At 59.9% G+C, this 15,385-nt stretch carries 13 protein-coding genes and 3 pseudogenes; 7 read left to right on the forward strand and 9 right to left on the reverse strand.

What is annotated here, in order from left to right; all coding sequences use genetic code 11:
- Both NKJ17_RS25290 and NKJ17_RS25295 read right to left on the reverse strand, forming a co-directional pair.
- Window positions 1-182 (reverse strand): hypothetical protein (locus NKJ17_RS25290; RefSeq protein ID WP_352690544.1); only part of this gene is annotated, 182 nt, incomplete at its 3' end.
- Window positions 183-829: 647 nt separating this feature from the next.
- A complete protein-coding gene (locus NKJ17_RS25295) occupies window positions 830-1,912 on the reverse strand; it encodes a histidine kinase dimerization/phosphoacceptor domain -containing protein (RefSeq protein WP_352690546.1) in 1,083 nt (360 codons plus the stop codon).
- Between the two features lie 334 nt (window positions 1,913-2,246).
- Between NKJ17_RS25295 and eglC the strand changes: the two are divergent.
- The 3 genes and pseudogenes from eglC (at window position 2,247) to NKJ17_RS25310 (ending at window position 6,790) form a co-directional block, all read left to right on the forward strand.
- Window positions 2,247-3,637, forward strand: a pseudogene (eglC, locus tag NKJ17_RS25300) (endo-1,3-1,4-beta-glycanase EglC).
- Window positions 3,638-3,787: 150 nt separating this feature from the next.
- Entirely contained in the window at window positions 3,788-5,482 is a 1,695-nt protein-coding gene (locus NKJ17_RS25305; RefSeq protein ID WP_352690548.1) for a type I secretion system permease/ATPase, read from the forward strand.
- A pseudogene (locus NKJ17_RS25310) lies at window positions 5,482-6,790 on the forward strand (HlyD family type I secretion periplasmic adaptor subunit). Before NKJ17_RS25305 ends, NKJ17_RS25310 begins: the two are co-directional and overlap by 1 nt.
- A gap of 122 nt (window positions 6,791-6,912) precedes the next feature.
- Here the strand turns inward: NKJ17_RS25310 and nadE are convergent.
- The 4 genes from nadE to NKJ17_RS25330 all read right to left on the reverse strand — a co-directional run bounded on the left by nadE (window position 6,913) and on the right by NKJ17_RS25330 (window position 9,707).
- Window positions 6,913-7,761: an NAD(+) synthase gene (nadE, locus tag NKJ17_RS25315; protein WP_352690550.1), complete on the reverse strand. Its 849-nt coding sequence runs from the start codon at window positions 7,759-7,761 to the stop codon at window positions 6,913-6,915.
- Window positions 7,762-7,781: 20 nt separating this feature from the next.
- Complete coding sequence (locus NKJ17_RS25320; protein WP_352690552.1) at window positions 7,782-8,684, reverse strand: cysteine hydrolase family protein; 903 nt, start codon at window positions 8,682-8,684, stop codon at window positions 7,782-7,784.
- A 15-nt stretch (window positions 8,685-8,699) separates the two neighbouring features.
- On the reverse strand, window positions 8,700-9,476 hold the full coding sequence (gene xth / locus NKJ17_RS25325; RefSeq protein ID WP_352690554.1) for an exodeoxyribonuclease III: 777 nt from the start codon (window positions 9,474-9,476) through the stop codon (window positions 8,700-8,702).
- A gap of 120 nt (window positions 9,477-9,596) precedes the next feature.
- Complete coding sequence (locus NKJ17_RS25330; protein WP_352690556.1) at window positions 9,597-9,707, reverse strand: hypothetical protein; 111 nt, start codon at window positions 9,705-9,707, stop codon at window positions 9,597-9,599.
- A gap of 530 nt (window positions 9,708-10,237) precedes the next feature.
- Here NKJ17_RS25330 and NKJ17_RS25335 point away from each other — a divergent pair.
- The 3 genes from NKJ17_RS25335 to NKJ17_RS25345 all read left to right on the forward strand — a co-directional run bounded on the left by NKJ17_RS25335 (window position 10,238) and on the right by NKJ17_RS25345 (window position 12,486).
- A complete protein-coding gene (locus tag NKJ17_RS25335) occupies window positions 10,238-10,441 on the forward strand; it encodes a CsbD family protein (protein WP_352478587.1) in 204 nt (67 codons plus the stop codon).
- A gap of 565 nt (window positions 10,442-11,006) precedes the next feature.
- On the forward strand, window positions 11,007-11,813 hold the full coding sequence (locus NKJ17_RS25340) for a PA3715 family protein (protein WP_352690558.1): 807 nt from the start codon (window positions 11,007-11,009) through the stop codon (window positions 11,811-11,813).
- Between the two features lie 124 nt (window positions 11,814-11,937).
- Window positions 11,938-12,486: a class I SAM-dependent methyltransferase gene (locus tag NKJ17_RS25345; protein WP_156948240.1), complete on the forward strand. Its 549-nt coding sequence runs from the start codon at window positions 11,938-11,940 to the stop codon at window positions 12,484-12,486.
- 135 nt (window positions 12,487-12,621) lie between these two features.
- On the opposite strand, the gene NKJ17_RS25350 is transcribed toward NKJ17_RS25345, so the two are convergent.
- From NKJ17_RS25350 to NKJ17_RS25360, 3 genes and pseudogenes are all read right to left on the reverse strand, one after another.
- A complete protein-coding gene (locus tag NKJ17_RS25350) occupies window positions 12,622-12,780 on the reverse strand; it encodes a hypothetical protein (protein WP_352508778.1) in 159 nt (52 codons plus the stop codon).
- Between the two features lie 40 nt (window positions 12,781-12,820).
- Window positions 12,821-13,054 carry a DUF6429 family protein gene (locus NKJ17_RS25355; protein ID WP_352508779.1) on the reverse strand — a complete coding sequence of 78 codons (234 nt, stop codon included), beginning with the start codon at window positions 13,052-13,054 and terminating at the stop codon, window positions 12,821-12,823.
- A gap of 164 nt (window positions 13,055-13,218) precedes the next feature.
- Window positions 13,219-13,403 (reverse strand): annotated as a pseudogene (locus NKJ17_RS25360) (inositol monophosphatase family protein); the annotation flags it as partial.
- A gap of 323 nt (window positions 13,404-13,726) precedes the next feature.
- Between NKJ17_RS25360 and NKJ17_RS25365 the strand changes: the two are divergent.
- Window positions 13,727-15,313, forward strand: a complete 1,587-nt coding sequence (locus tag NKJ17_RS25365) for an adenylate/guanylate cyclase domain-containing protein (RefSeq protein ID WP_352508780.1) — start codon at window positions 13,727-13,729, stop codon at window positions 15,311-15,313.
- Window positions 15,314-15,385: the final 72 nt, after the last annotated feature.

Consider the following 15,385-nt stretch of genomic DNA (forward strand, 5'->3'; position numbering starts at 1 on the left):
GATACGACCGATGTGCTCACACCTTCCTGTCGGCGATCGCCTTCGCTGCAGCCTTCATCTTCTGGATCAATGAGTCCTGACCCTAAGTGATCCCTCTTTGCCGCATTGCGAGCAACCGCGCGAATAATCCGCTTCAAGTATTCGGCCTTATGGGGACCGGCCAATTCGATAACGCTCTCCACCTGGACACCGTCGGCTCTGAAGAACCTGACGGAAGCTTCTTTGTTCTTTGCATCAGACGTGAGCCACTGACAACAAATTCGGAATAAAATATCCCCGTAGGGAACACAGCCGAAAACCGGAAAGCACCATGTTCGTGGCGGTAGCAACCAATCGAACGAATGCACGCATCACGGTTTGCCTACAGCACGCTCTCATGTCCCGACAGCGCAATTTCGCGGTTACCTCCGGCCACGAACAGTCAGACCACTTTTGATGTGTAGGTTAGACCTTCGTCGTCGGCAAGATTGGCCGATGCGATGACTCGCTGGTGAATTACCGGCTCGCGCGTGATGAGCGCGAAGGCGTCAGGTGCCCCCGCCGTTCCCGAGGGTCGCGGTCTACGGAACTAGCGTCAGTCGCCCAGCCGTGCCTTGCGTCCGAACGCGGTCACCGGCCCCTCCAGGGGGATCGGGCGAGCCGCTGCAGGCGCATTCGCAGCAAAGGGTTATGACGTATTCTCGTGACCCGTGAGCCGGCGCGTGCCGAGTTGGCGGCGTCCGACTGCTGGCGGCTCGAAGCGCGCGTCGGGCGCCCTCGCCTATTTGCAGCCACCTGCTCAAAACGCCATGAAGCCAGCCGCCAGCCTGCTATGTTCGACGGCAATCGTTCAGCTTGCTGCCGCCCACCGTTTGAAAACGATGGTCACCTTCGTCCCTTTGTTGGCGCTGGACTCGACGGCTAGCTGGGCCTTGGCGTTCTCGGTCAGCGATCGCGCGATCAGCGCTCCGAGCTTGCCTGGCTTGGGCCACATCTCGCCTTCCGGCAGACCGATTCCGTCGTCCGCCACCGTAACCCGGCAGCCATCGCCATCGACGACACTGTGCAGCATTATCGTGCCGCCGTCGCGCCCCCGGAAGGCATGCTTTAGTGAATTGGTCAGCAATTCGTTCACGACCAGTCCCGCCGGCATGGCGACGTTTATTGACACAGGATATGTATCCACCTTCATATCCAGCCGGATCCCCTCGACTGCATGCGAGCTCATCACCGCGGACGCTATCTGGCTGAGATACACACCAAGATCGACCTCCTCCTTCGGCTGGTCGGCCGTTAGCGTCTGGTAGAGGATCGCCAAAGCGTCGACGCGACCGGCGAGCCGCTCAAACCGTGTCCGGTCGGCCTCGGTAGCGTTGCGGCTTTCCAGCCGGATCAGTGCGGTGATCATCTGCAGGTTGTTCTTCACCCTGTGCTGCAGTTCGCGAAGCAGTATGTCGTTCTCGCTGACACGCTCCTCGGCCGAGCGCTGATCTCCCGCCTCGCCGTGAGCCGATACGTCGACCAGGGCCACCAGTCGGAAGCAAACCTTGCCGTTGTCGTCCTCTATCTCGTTGGAATAAACGTCGACAATCGTGGGTTTGTCCTCGCCGCGTTCCAGCCTGAAGGTGCCGACCAGATCGGTGCCCTCGACCACGGCCTCGGCTAGCGGCCTGTCCTGTTGCTGATGGAGGCCTGTGCCTAAAAGGGCCGCCCAGTTTTCTCGGGTGAGCCTGGCGGCCGTCAGGCCTGACAGTTTCTCGAATTCCGGATTGGCGTAGACCACGCGCTCTTCAGCGGCAAGGTCCGAAACGGCTATGGCGATCGGCACCTGGTCAAGGAATTTCTTGAACTGTTCGCTTTCGAGTGCTGTTGCAAGGTCAGGTGTATCAAGCAGCTGCTCGACCGCCTCAGCCTTCTCTGAATCCGATGTCATTTGCGCGCCTGTTCTGTGCGGATGATATCAACAATGCGGCGCGCCTGCCATCGCCAAAACTGGAGCTGCATCTCACGTTTCGCATCATGCATCTGACAACAAGCCCTGCGTCGCATAACGGCCGCACGTCTGACATTGCGGCCGGCCGAAGCAGAGCGGCAAGGGCCCGGCTGCAATCCCGGTGCCCTGAACGTTCAGGCGGGCCCTCGCTGCGTTGCCCATTAAAGTTCTGGTAACTCTCTCGAGTCGGGAGCCAAATGTTACTGGCTCGTTTTGTCCTCCAAAGGTAGCCTGATGTCGAGGCGAGACAGGCGAGACAAAGGAGAAGAACTAAATGGCCACCGTATTGAACGCCAAGGGTGTGCCACTCCCTTAGTGGGTCCTCGGTAAAGTGGTATTCGGCGACGAATTCGGGCCCGCTACTTTATGGCAGCATCTACAACGACTCGATGTACGCCGACGGCGGCGTTGCCGTCACAATGTATGGCGGCAAGGGCGATGACATTTATTATCTGTATTCATCCAAAAACAAGGCGGTCGAGCTGCCCAACGAGGGCATCGACACCATCTCGACCTGGATGAGCTACAAGCTCCCGGCCAATTTCGAGAACCTGACGGTCACCGGGGACAAACACTTTGCTTTCGGAAACGAGCTAAGCAACATCATTACCGGCGGCTCCGGCCAACAGACGCTCGACGGCCTCCGGGGAGACGACGTTCTCAAGGGCGGGTCCGGGGCCGACATTTTTGTTGTGACCCCCGGGAATGGCAGTGACCTGATCCTCGACTTTGGCGCCGACGATACAGCGCGCGTCGGAAGCTACGGCTTCACCTCCTTCGAGGAATTGCACGCCAACATGGTGCAAACGGGAGCGAACGTCCGACTCAACCTGTCCGAAAACGAGTTTCTCGTGTTCGCCAACAAGACCCATCGGCCAGTTCACCCCAGGCCAGTTTGATCTTGCCCTGGACAGGTCGCATCTGGAACTCACCTTTTCGGACGAGTTCAACACGCTGGACCTGTGGAATGGCTCGAGCGGCACCTGGGATTCGAACTTCTGGTGGGGTGCCCCGAATGGCAGCTCGCCCACGAGCAACAAGGAGCTTCAATGGTATATCGACACCAACTACGCTCCGACGCGTTCCGTTAACCCCTTCAGCATCGAGGATGGTGTTCTTACGATTACCGCCGCCCGGGCTCCCGCGGCTATCCAGCCCTACATAGACAATTACAAATACACGTCAGGTTTGCTGACGACCTATGAATCGTTCGCGCAGACCTACGGCTATTTCGAAATTCGGGCCGACATGCCCGAAAAGCAAGGTGTGTGGCCGGCCTTCTGGCTGCTGCCGGCAGACGGCTCCTGGCCACCGGAACTGGACGTCGTGGAGATGCTCGGCCAGGATCCAGGCAAGCTCATTATGACAAGCCACTCGAACGAGACGGGAAGTCATACGACAGTGTCCTCGACGGCCTTTGCCGCCGATACGGGAGGGTTCCACACGTACGGAGTGCTGTGGACGGAAGACGAACTCGTCTGGTATTTCGATGATGTGGAAGTTGCCCGTGCCGCAACCCCTTCCGACATGCACGACCCGATGTATATGCTGGTCGATCTGGCAGTCGGTGGTCTCGCGGGGGCGCCTGCCGACGGGCTTGCGACACCTGCGGAGATGCAGATCGACTACATCCACGCCTACGCGCTGAACGATTGGCTTATCTAGGCGCGGCGCCTGACTGCGGCGGTATGTAGACGTTGTCATCGAGCCTGATTTCGGGCACGATCCTTGCGCGTGGGACCGAACTGAAACCGATGTGAAGGCGATGTCGTATTCCATTCGTCCGAGCCGCCGCGAACAACGCTCGCTGCGGTTTTGGCCTCTTTCCGCCGCGCGATCGCTGGAATCGCCCTGATTAGCGGTGTCGTCAATGTTCTGGCGCTGACCGGCTCGTTCTTCATGCTGCAGGTCTATGATCGGGTCATACCCGGCCGCAGTGTGCCGACACTCATCGGACTTGCTGTGTTTGCCGGCACGCTTTTCGTCTTTCAGGGTGTTCTTGAACTAATCCGGTCGCGGCTGCTTGTGCGCATCGGGATGGCGTTGGACGCGCGAGTGAGTGGGCAAGTCTATACCGCCCTTATGCGTTTGCCGTTGCGCACCGAGCTCCCAGGCGACGGCCTTCAGTCTTTGCGGGATCTTGATCAGGTTCGTTCGTTTCTGTCGAGCACTGGTCCGACAGCGCTTTTCGACCTGCCCTGGATGCCGCTGTATTTGATAATTTGCTTCCTGTTCCATTTTTGGATCGGCATGACGGCGCTGGCCGGCGCCATCGTTCTCGCCAGCCTGACTCTGCTTGCCGAAGTTCGCACGAGGGAGCCGGCGAAGAGGGCAAACAGCCAGGCGGCGGCGCGCAATACGCTTGCGGAGGCGACGCGCCGCAATGCAGAGGCTCTGCAGGCGATGGGCTTTGGCGCGCGCATTGCCGAGCGCTGGGCAGGCGTCAACGCCGATTATCTCAACACGAACGCAACAGCCAGCGACCTGGCTAGGACACTCGGGACGATCTCGAAGGTCCTGCGCATGATGCTGCAGTCGGGTATACTGGCGATCGGCGCCTATCTGGTCATTCATCAAGAAGCGACAGCCGGTATTATGATCGCCAGTTCGATTATGATGAGCCGGGCGCTCGCACCGGTCGAACTGGCTATCGCCCATTGGAAGGGCTTTGTCAGTGCTCGCCAGGCATGGACCCGGCTGAGCCAGCTTTTGGCCATGCTTCCCCAGACCGCCACGAGTGTCTCGCTGCCCGCGCCGGTATCTGCTCTTGCCGTCGAAAGCATCAGCGTCACGCCACCCGGCGAGCGGCGTGTGGTGGTGCAGGATGTCGGGTTCGCGCTGGAAAAGGGTGCCGGCCTCGGCGTCGTCGGACCGAGCGCGTCTGGAAAATCTTCACTTGTCCGGGCAATCGCCGGAATATGGCTCCCGATCCGGGGAACGGTCAGGCTCGATGGCGCGACCCTCGACCAATGGTCGCCGGAAGAGCTCGGCAACCACATCGGCTATCTGCCGCAGGATGTGCAGCTGTTTGATGGCACCATAGCCGAGAACATCGCGCGCTTCGAATCTCGCCCCCCGTCGGACAAGATACTGGCGGCTGCGCAAGCCGCCGGCGTTCACGATCTCGTCGTCCATCTGCCTGAAGGTTACGAAACTCGCATCGGCGAGGCTGGGGCGGCGCTTTCAGCGGGCCAGAGACAGCGAGTTGCACTCGCACGAGCCCTCTACGGCGACCCGTTCCTCGTGATTCTGGACGAGCCCAATTCCAACCTCGATGCAGAAGGGGAGGCCGCGATGGCGGCGGCAATTGAAGAAGTGCGGGCGCGAGGCGGTATTGCTGTGGTGGTTGCGCATCGGCCGAGCGCGCTTGCAAGCCTGGATCAGGTCCTTGTCATGGCAAACGGCCGTGTCCAGGCGTTTGGGCCCAAGAATGAGGTCCTGGGGAAGGTAACCCGCCCGGGAGGCGTTCCTCTGAAGGTCGTCTCCGGCCCTGAGGAGGCGACACAGTGATGACGCAATACGCGGCGCCCGCGATCGATCGGACCATTCGCCGCTATCTGTTCGGTGGTGTCGCGGTGTGCGTGCTTCTGGTTGGTGGGGCGGGAAGCCTGGCCGCGGTCACGGAGCTTTCCGGAGCCGTCATTGCTTCGGGAAGGCTGGTCGTCGATTCCAGCGTTAAAAAGGTGCAGCATCCAACGGGTGGCGTCGTCGGTCAAATCCTCGTTCGAGAAGGCGATGCCGTGAAGGCGGGCCAGGTCTTGATCCGTCTCGATGAAACCGTCACCCGGGCGAATTTAGCCATCGTCATCAAGAGCCTGGACGAATTCGAGGCCCGGCTGGCCCGCCTCGAAGCCGAGCGCGATGGCAATGACGCCATCGCCTTCCCAGCTTCGCTGAGCTCGCGGCAGGGCGATCCTGAGATCCGGCGTGCGATGGGAGGCGAGCAATCCCTGTTCGAGTTTCGTCGCCAGGCACGCGCTGGCCAGAAGGCTCAGTTGGAAGAGCGCATTGCTCAGCTCAGCGAGGAAGTTTCCGGTCTGACCGAGCAAAGGGATGCTAAAAGCCAGGAAATCAAGCTGATCGGGCTTGAGCTCGACGGGATGCAAGCTCTGGCACCGCAAGCTGGTTTCAATCGATCGCATAACGACACTTGAGCGTGATGCAGTCCGGCTTGAAGGCGAGCATGGCAAGCTGACTGCGGCAATCGCGCAATCGAAGGGTCATACGTCCGAAATCCGTTTGCAGATCATTCAGATCGACCAGGATTTGCGCAGCGAGGTGGCAACCGAACTCCGTGACGTCCAGGCAAAGCTCGCCGAGTTGGTTGAGCAAAAAGTCTCTGCCGAAGATCAACTCAGGCGTATCGATATACGCAGCCCGCAAACTGGCGTCGTCCATCAGCTTGGCGTGCATACGGTCGGCGGCGTTATATCTGCCGGAGAGCTCATCATGCAGATTGTCCCTGTGACAGATGACCTGACCGTGGAAGCGCGTGTGGCACCGCAAGACATCGATCAGCTGACACCAAGGCAGAGCGCAACCTTGCGGCTTTCGGCTTTCAACCAGCGGATAACGCCTGAGCTAAATGGTGTAGTCAGTGAGATCTCCCCCGATCTCAGCATCGATGAGCGAAGCGGCACGAGCTTCTATACCGTGCGGGTCACACTGCCGCGCACAGAGCTTACACGGCTGAAAGGCCTAACCTTGGCGCCCGGCATGCCTGTCGAGGTGTTCTTCTCGACCGGCAGCCGGTCAATGCTGTCTTACCTCGTGAAACCTTTGGAAGATCAAATCCAGCGGGCAGTCAGGGAGGAGTGAGTTCGCGCGCCGGCCTCGGCCATACTGCCGACACTCTCGACCGCATGACCGCATGCGGAGCGGAAAGAGCAACGCATCGCTCCAGCGGAAGTTAAGCCCATCGGCCGCGTATGTTGAGACGACTATTGCCGATGCGCCAATGCCGAACTCGTCATGGCACTCGTTGTGACCGGAGGCGCTCGCTTATGGGCTGTGCTGGAGTGCGCGTGAAGTATCCGCCTGCGCGCCGCTTCGTTGATTTCCCGGCCTTCTAGGAAGTCGTCAATCTGATCGTATGTGAGACCATATGCATCTTCGTCAGGCCGAAGCGGGACGAGGTTCTCCAGGTCGGCGGTCGGGATCTTGTCAACAAGTTCAGGCGGAGCGCCCAGATGCGCTGCCAAGGCGCGAACCCTGCGTTTGTTCAACCCGGAAAGAGGAAGAATGTCGGCGGCACCGTCACCGAACTTGGTGAAGAAGCCCATCAACGCCTCAGCCGCATGGTCGGTACCGATGACCAGCCCGCGCGTGGCGCCGGCGAGCGTGAACTGGGCGATCATGCGTTGACGCGCCTTGATGTTGCCAAGCAAGAAATCCTCGCGGCCGGCATCGCCAAGCTCGACCCCAGCCAGCTTAATCGAATCCAGCATCGCGTCGGCAGCCGGCTTGATGTCGACCCGGTGCACTTCATCCGCCGCTATGGTGTCCAAGGCCCGCTGGGCATCATGCTCGTCCGCCTGGGTGCCGTACGGGAGACGAACGGCCAGGAATGTAGCGTCGTATCCTGTCATTCGCAGTTCCTCGACGGCGCGTTGAGCCAGAAGAGCGGCGGTGAGTGAATCCACTCCGCCGCTGATCCCCAGCACATAGGTGCTTAGGCCCGATGCACGCAGATAGGTGCTGAGAAAGTCCATGCGCCGGCGCGCTTCCAGCGCGACGTCGAAGCTGGCAGTGACGCCCAACGCTTCGATAATCATTTCCTGTTCTGTCATTCGCCGAGGTGCTCCCGATGTCACAACATTCTGTCCAGTCGAGCGGCCAGGAGGTCGGCGGTGGTCACTGTCTCGACCTGCATACCGTAGCGGCTCTCATAGATCGCCAGCATGGCATCGTGGGTCGAGTCAGCTCCGGAACATACCGCGTCAGCGACGATGATCACCCGGTAGCCGAAATCGATGGCTCCCATCACAGAGGCGAGCACGCAGACCTCCGTCTCCGCGCCCGACACGATCAGTGAATCAATTCCCGCAGAGCGCAGGCGAGCATGCAGTGAACCGTGCCAAACGGACATGACAGGTTTGTCCTCCAACAAAGCGGGCGGCACGAAGCGCGCCAGTTCCGGAACAAGATCAATCAGCTGAGGATCAAGCCTATTACGGGTCATCGTCTCCCATTTTTGATAGTAGCGTCTCCAGGCGCCGCCTACGTCGTTAGGAGATCGAGGGGGAATAAACCGGGTGAATATCGTCCGCGCCGGGTCCAATTCGACGAGGGCGACGACATTGGGCAATACGCGCTCCATCCACGGCGTGTGCCATTGCGTCGGTTCGGCAAACATCCGTTGCATGTCGACACAGAGGTGAACCCAGCGCTCACGAAGCGGTCCAAACCGCAGGCCTTCGTCCAATTTCGTCAATGCCGGACCGCTTTCCTGGCAGTGCTCTGCGCCTCGGACTGTTCCAGACCAGCCACGATCTTTGCTTCCTTGCCATCCGTGGCTTGGCAGCCGGGGAATAACTCCCCGATATTCCAAAGCTTGTTCAGTGGCATGGCGGCGAACGCATATACTGGATGAACCTGGTGCAGCAGGAGCTGCCCCTAAGTTATCCTGTTTGGCGGTTCCCCCGCTCGACTCCTCCCGCCGCCCACACACAAAGAGATTTTGTTGATCGACGTGGTCATCCAATTCGACCATTTGTATTCCTCGCAGTCAATTGAGCTCGATCCAGGCCGGCGCATGGTCGCTTGGCTTCTCCCACCTGCGAAGCTCGACGTCCACGCCAGCATTGCGCAGCCGGTCGGAAAGGGAGGGGCTCACCAGGAGATGGTCCATTCGCAGGCCGGAACTCCGATCGTAGCCGCCACGGTAAGAGAAGTTCCAATAGGTGTAGATGCCCTTCTCCGGATGGATGCGCCGCACGGCATCTATCCAGCCAGCTTGGAGCATTTTGGCATAGGCCTGCCTGCTCTGCGGGAAATAGACCGCATCGCCCAGCCATCGGCTCGGCACCACGGCGTCGATCGGGGTTGGAACGACGTTAAAGTCGCCGCAGAGAACACTTGGCACCCGGTCCTGGAGCAAATGCTGGCCGTAGCTGATGAGACGATCGAACCAGCGCAGCTTGTAGTCGAACTTTGGGCCAGGCGCTGGATTGCCATTGGGCAGGTAAAGACAGCCCACGACGATCCCATCCACCTCGGCCTCGATATAGCGGCTGTGGGTATCGTCGGGATCCCCGGGCAGGCCGCGTCGACGTTCCATCGGCTCGATTCCGCGAACGAGGATTGCAACACCGTTGTAGGATTTCTGACCGTGCCAGATCGCGCCGTAGCCCGCCTCCCTGATCGCGTCGGCAGGAAACTTGTCGTCTGACGTCTTCAATTCCTGCAGGCACACAATGTTGTAGTCAGTTTCGCCCAACCACCTCAGGAGCACAGGTAGTCGGCCGTTGATACCGTTCACATTAAAGGTGGCGATGCGGGTCATGTGAATGCCCTCTCATGACTACTGGCGGCAATCGGCGCACAGGGCAACGTGGCCTATGCCCCTTCGCTGAACCTCGAGGCTTTTGTCGCCAATTTCGCCGGCGTCCTGTGCGGCCCAGGCTCACTCCTTGCCCAGCTTATCTTCGGCCTTCTTGCGATTGTTGCCGAGCGACTTCACCGCCGATTTGAGGTCGGCTTTGCTGGCGCCGGTTTTGCTTGCGTCGTAGTTCATGTCGTGGTCGTGCCCACCAGCGACCCTTTACCCGGTCCTGGATGCGTCCACGCGTTGTGCCAGTGTTCGCCATTTTCCATCTTCAACAATTGCCATTCCAGTCACCAGACAACGCGGCCGGACTCTTCCGGTTCAATCCGGCGACGCGCGTGGTGCCAGCTCCCCGGCAAGGGTATCGAATGAGCCCATGTATTCGGATCCGGCATGTCACTACCGCGGGGCGGCCTAGCGGCCCGAAGGCCTGGGAGGACTATTTCGACCTGGATGATCTTGCGCAGGACAGCCGTGCTCTTCTCGCTCAACACGTCACGCTCCGCTCGTTGTTTGCGTTCGCCCACGGCGCTACATCACCTGGCGACGTGTAGGAAAGGGCCTTCGTCTGGGAGGTCGACGCGTACCCAAAAGGCCCACCATCTCCTAATTGGCGCCGTCACCTTCCCAACTGGAGACTTGAACATCAGAGATCTTCGTCCCGGAACTCCCAGGCCAGACGACCGTTTCGCTTTGTGTGATACAATGGAGGATATGTCATGGACTGGAATCGCGTCGAAGGAAATTGGAAGCAGGTCAAGGGTAAGATCAAGGAACAGTGGGGTAAACTTACCGATGATGATCTTGATCGCATCGCTGGCAATCGCGATCAGCTCGAAGGCAAGATCCAGGAACGATATGGTATCGAAAAGGACCGTGTTCGGCAGGATATTGACGACTGGTATGACCGGCAAGTCTGGTAGGATCACATTAGGCAGCCATTTACAAGAAGAGGCGCTGTTTACTTAACGGCGCTCATTGTTGCGCTGGCGGTTGCAAAGCCATAGCCAGCTCGTGTTGAGACGGCCTGAGGTCTGACCGGCTGCCGTCGGGCCTTCCGTGATAATGTCATAGGCGCGAGCGTGGCCGCTGTTAAGTTCTCCGGGCGGCGGACCTGATGTCCGCTCGGCCGGCGCCTCCACGCTCCCGAGCCCCAAAGGGGCGGCTAATCTCGGCCGCAGCAATTACCACTTGCACCGACAACATGCAGCCAAATCCAGAATCGACAGCAAATAGCCCAGCAGCCTTCACCAACATCTTTTGGGCGTTCTCGTCGAAGTGGCTGGCCTCGCCTCGAAGGATTCGGCAGTCAGTGCCGGATCTTGGAGTCTCAAACGAACTCTCTCGACTCAGCATTTCATTGACGTGGCGTTAGCCGCGGCTTCCGCGCACCCCTGTGCGCCGCCAGCAATGTCGCGTAGACATGCCTGCCCGCATCCGCCGCGACGTGAGATCCTCATGCGAATACGGTCTCGTGCCCTCTTCTTTTTGCTCGGCCTCGCCTCCGCCGGCCTGTTGCCCGCCCGAGCCGCGGCGGGCGATTGCGGCGATGCCGCCGCCCTGGTGCAGCAGGCCTATCCCAAGGCCCGAAAGAGCGCCGACGGCGCGTCGTTCACGATTGTACCCCATACGAGCATCGCCTCAACGCTCCCGGAGAGCGATGCGCCATTCGGCCTGGCCTGCAAGATCTGGCCGGCTCATGACGACCTGCTTTTGGTCGCGGTACCGCTGATCGACAGTGCTAACGGCGACCACCTGCATGTCGGCGACCTCGAGCTACTGGTGGTCGATAGAAAGAGCCTGCGGGTGCGCCAGCGCCTGCTCCAGCCCGGTCTGATGACCGATGATGCCATCGCGATCCGTAAGGTGGAATTCGACACCGGCCGCTATGCACTGGCCCCTGAGGTCACCGCCTTCGGCCTGCGCATCGAAATGGCAAACCATTCGCAGGCTACTCCCTTCACTGAAACCGACCTGCGGCTCTATGCCGTCGCCACCGATGCGCTGCGCTTGGTGCTCGACGGCCTCGTGGTGGCCGGCCATGCCGGCGAAGGCGATACCAGTTGCGATGGATGGTTTCATTCCAGCCAGGTCAGCCTGGCGATGAGTCCGGCGCGCCACCACGGCTATCGTGACATCATTGCGGTCGAGCGGTCGAATACCGACAATCCCTCCCCCGACCAGAATGGCGAATGCCAGTCCCATCCCGGCAAGCCTGTGAAGCGGACCTACCGGCTGCGCTATGACGGCAGCCGCTACGCGGTTCTCGCGGCACTCAAGGTGATGGGGTTGTGACGCCGCCGCACACGTCCTTGCCTTGGTTCGTCAAGGTGATCAATTCCAGTTGAAAGGGTATCGACCGTTAATTCTCTCGTGGTAGGAGGCGCTCAAGGGGGCTCTTCCCAAAGGAGCTGATGATTTGTGGTGGTCAAGATTCAAAAGGGGTTTTGCAGGAACGTGGGACGACAGACTTGACGGGCTATTCTCCGCAAAGGTCGACTACGCCGGAAAATCCATTCTCGATGTTGGCTGCAATATGGGTGTTGTCGCCTATGAGATATCCAAGCTGAAACCCAGTTCGATCCATGGGATCGACATTGCCAAGCCGCATATCGAGACTGCAAAGATGTTGTTGAGCGGCTCCCCGGTACATGCCCGGTTCGATCGCCTGAATCTTGGCAGCCGGCGCCTCGGCAATATCCTTCTACCGAAATACGATATCGTCCTGCTGCTGGCCGTCTATCAGCACATGCAGCGCAACATCGGCCCAGGCAAGGCGCGAAGGGTGCTTTCCAATATTGTGAGGCGCACCTCAAACGTCGTTGCCCGCGTTCCACCTGGAACGGATGGCGAATTCATCGAAACGCTTTCTGACGAGGGGTTCCAGGTCAAGAGCACTCACACATCGCCCCTTGGTAGTCATGTGCTCGTGCTTGAGAAACCTGCCTTCGGAAATCCGCAGCCATAGAGATTTCGCATCGCCAGTGGCAATCTGCCCCACTAACATCCCATGTGTCAGCAGCGGCATAGACCCGCTGCTGGCTGCAACTCAGCGCGTTGGGCGCCGATTCGCCGGGAGAGCAGCTCGCGGCTGGACTTCGCGTCAATGCCGTTGACGTTTGAGGGTCGCGGCTGCGGTGTTATCTGCCACTGCCTTGACAGACAGAATGCCCCCGTTGGCGTAGGTGACTGGCCGCCATGGCGAGAACATCGCCGTCCCGCCTGGGGTCAGCGCGCCGCCGGTGTCGAAAAATTCAGCCATGTGCGCTATCAGCTCGCAGGCGCCCGTCCAGCGCTCTGGCTCAGGGCGCCGGGCGAGTGAACAGGGTTCGGAATAGCTCCTCAGCACGCCGCAGTCCTTCATCCGTCAGAACCACTGACTTCGCCTTGTTTGCCGGATTCGCGATCAGCCCCTTCTCGTGCAAGCGATCCAGGGCATTCCAATCCAACCCCTTCCAGGCGCGCCTCTCTTCATGCAGCGTCAGCCAAAGCAGGCCCATAACGGCATCGTCGATCTTGTCGGTGTCGATCTCCATGCAAGCAGTTTAACACGCGAAAGCGCCGCTGCCACGATCCACACCTTAGGGTTATTTCTCGCGCAACGGTTCGACCGAAAATAAATGTTTCACCTAGGCGTCGCATGCGCGACGGCGTCATTTGGGGGGACGAGCCAGGATGGGATCCGAGTTCATCATGGTGGCTAACGGCCGTGGCAGCCCTTGCCGCTGGCAATGAAATGCGGATTGGCGAAATCCTCGTCGTCGCTCCGGTTGCGCTGCAGGCGAGCGGCTGACCGTCCAGCGTACGGGTCATGCCGCCGGCAGCGCGCAGTACCGCGTCACCCGCCGCAGGGTCCCATTCCATAGTGCGGCCGAAGCGCGGATACGTTTGCGGGACGCTTTCTTTTCCGACGTGCTCTCTCCAGCCGCAGAAGTCTCAATCTTGCCAGACGTGAATTTTTGACCCCTGAGCGGTTATCGCGGAGCGCATTCGGGCCACAGCCGACTTTGCGACATCCCCTTCACCGATTCACTGCCGTCTCGCGCCAGAAAGCGAAATCCTCTGTGAGAGCCGGGGCTTAGCACCAACTGCTCAAGGTCGGTCCGACGCTGCAGGGCTGACGTGTTTTCATCGAGCCAAGACTGACTCTGGTACCGTGCCGGGAATGAGCTATAGTTCACATACTAAGACGGCCGGGCGCTTGCACAATGGCTGGACTGGGTGAACAGATTGCGCGTCAGCAGCGCACCATGGGACCGCTCCTGGTGGCGGCAGTGGTCATCGGCCTTATCGGTCTGCCCGTCGCAGCCTGGCTCGACCTCCGAGACCTGTCGGAACGGATGCTGCGCAGGCAAGCCAGCGAAATCAGCCGGATCATCGACGAAATGCGCGGATTCTACGGCAGCGACGTCGTGGGACGCGTGCTGCAGGCAGACGGCGCCGTGACTGCGACGCACAACTACCGGGACGTGCCCGGTGCGATCCCTATTCCAGCAACCCTCTCGATCGAACTCGGCAAGCGCATTAGCGCTCACGACGGGTCGGTCAAATATCGGTTCGTCTCGGATCTGCCTTTCAAAGGTCGCGCGCCCCACCAGCTCGATGCGTTCGAGCGGAATGCAATCTTGGCTTTGCGCGCCAACCCGAAGGAGCCGATCATCGAAGTCTCGGGCTCACTGTTTGACCGGCAGGTCCGCGCCGCGGCCCCTGTCATAATGGGACAAGTGTGCGTGACATGCCATAACTCACACCCGGATAGCCCCAAGACGGACTGGAAGGTAGGGGATGTCCGAGGGATCCAGGAGATATCAGTCAATCAGCCTATTGCTGCGAATGTGCTGACCTTCAAGTATCTGCTCCTATATTTCGGTTTCGCGGCGGCGGCGGGCCTGACGTTCATTCTCCTGCAGCGTCGGCAGTCGGCGTTGATTCAGGGCATCAACAAGGAGCTTTCGGAGGCAAACGACTTCCTGGCCGCGATCTCATTGAAGATCGCCAAATACCTTTCGCCTCAAATTTACAAAAGCATCTTCAGTGGCCAGAAGGACGTCACCATCGCGACCGAGCGCAAGAAGCTCACGATCTTTTTCTCCGACGTCAAGGATTTCACCGCGATCGTGGAACGGCTCCAGCCCGAGGACTTGACGCTTCTCCTCAACGAGTACTTCACCGAGATGTCGACGATCGCGCTCAAACACGGCGGCACCGTCGACAAGTTCATCGGCGACGCACTTCTTGTGTTCTTCGGAGACCCCGAGACGCAAGGCATCGAGGAAGACGCGAGGGCCTGCTTGCGCATGGCTGTCGACATGCAGCGTCGGCTGGAGCAGTTGAACAGGGTGTGGCATGACCGCGGAGTTGAACGGCCCTTCCGAGCTCGCATGGGCATCAACACAGGCTATTGCAATGTCGGGAACTTCGGTTCCGATGATCGGATGGACTACACGATCATTGGAGCCGAGGCGAACTTGGCGGCCCGTCTGCAGTCGATTGCCGAGCCCGGCGGCATCTGCCTCAGCTATGAGACTTACGCGCTCGTGCGCGACCTTGTCCGGGCGCGTCCATTAGCACCGATTGCGATGAAGGGGATCAGCCGGGAGGTTGTCCCCTACGAAGTCGAGGGCCTCCTGGGTGAGCTCGCCCAGCGTCCTCAGGTCATCAGCGAGCACGCGACTGGCCTCGACTTGTTCCTCGATGTTGAGGCAATCGACGAGAACGGGGTCGAGCGGGCGAAGAAACGACTTTCGGAGGCGCTCCTGGCCTTATCCATCCGAACCAAGCCCGCCGCATTTTAGGTTCTTGAACGTGATGCAATCTGGACCGTGGAACGGGCAACCTACTTTCTGTTCGGTGACAGTCGGCTAACC

The sequence above is a fragment of the Mesorhizobium sp. M0208 genome (assembly GCF_040322015.1).
Classification (GTDB): domain Bacteria; phylum Pseudomonadota; class Alphaproteobacteria; order Rhizobiales; family Rhizobiaceae; genus Mesorhizobium.

Coding starts and splice junctions, on each gene's coding strand:
- nadE (WP_352690550.1), bottom strand. CDS start 7,761: ATGACAGAACAGGAAATGATTATCGAAGCGTTGGGCGTCACTGCCAGC.
- NKJ17_RS25320 (WP_352690552.1), bottom strand. CDS start 8,684: ATGGTCGAATTGGATGACCACGTCGATCAACAAAATCTCTTTGTGTGT.
- xth (WP_352690554.1), bottom strand. CDS start 9,476: ATGACCCGCATCGCCACCTTTAATGTGAACGGTATCAACGGCCGACTA.
- NKJ17_RS25330 (WP_352690556.1), bottom strand. CDS start 9,707: ATGAACTACGACGCAAGCAAAACCGGCGCCAGCAAAGCCGACCTCAAA.
- NKJ17_RS25295 (WP_352690546.1), bottom strand. CDS start 1,912: ATGACATCGGATTCAGAGAAGGCTGAGGCGGTCGAGCAGCTGCTTGAT.
- NKJ17_RS25355 (WP_352508779.1), bottom strand. CDS start 13,054: ATGGAGATCGACACCGACAAGATCGACGATGCCGTTATGGGCCTGCTT.
- NKJ17_RS25350 (WP_352508778.1), bottom strand. CDS start 12,780: ATGGCTGAATTTTTCGACACCGGCGGCGCGCTGACCCCAGGCGGGACG.
- NKJ17_RS25365 (WP_352508780.1), top strand. CDS start 13,727: ATGGCTGGACTGGGTGAACAGATTGCGCGTCAGCAGCGCACCATGGGA.
- NKJ17_RS25335 (WP_352478587.1), top strand. CDS start 10,238: ATGGACTGGAATCGCGTCGAAGGAAATTGGAAGCAGGTCAAGGGTAAG.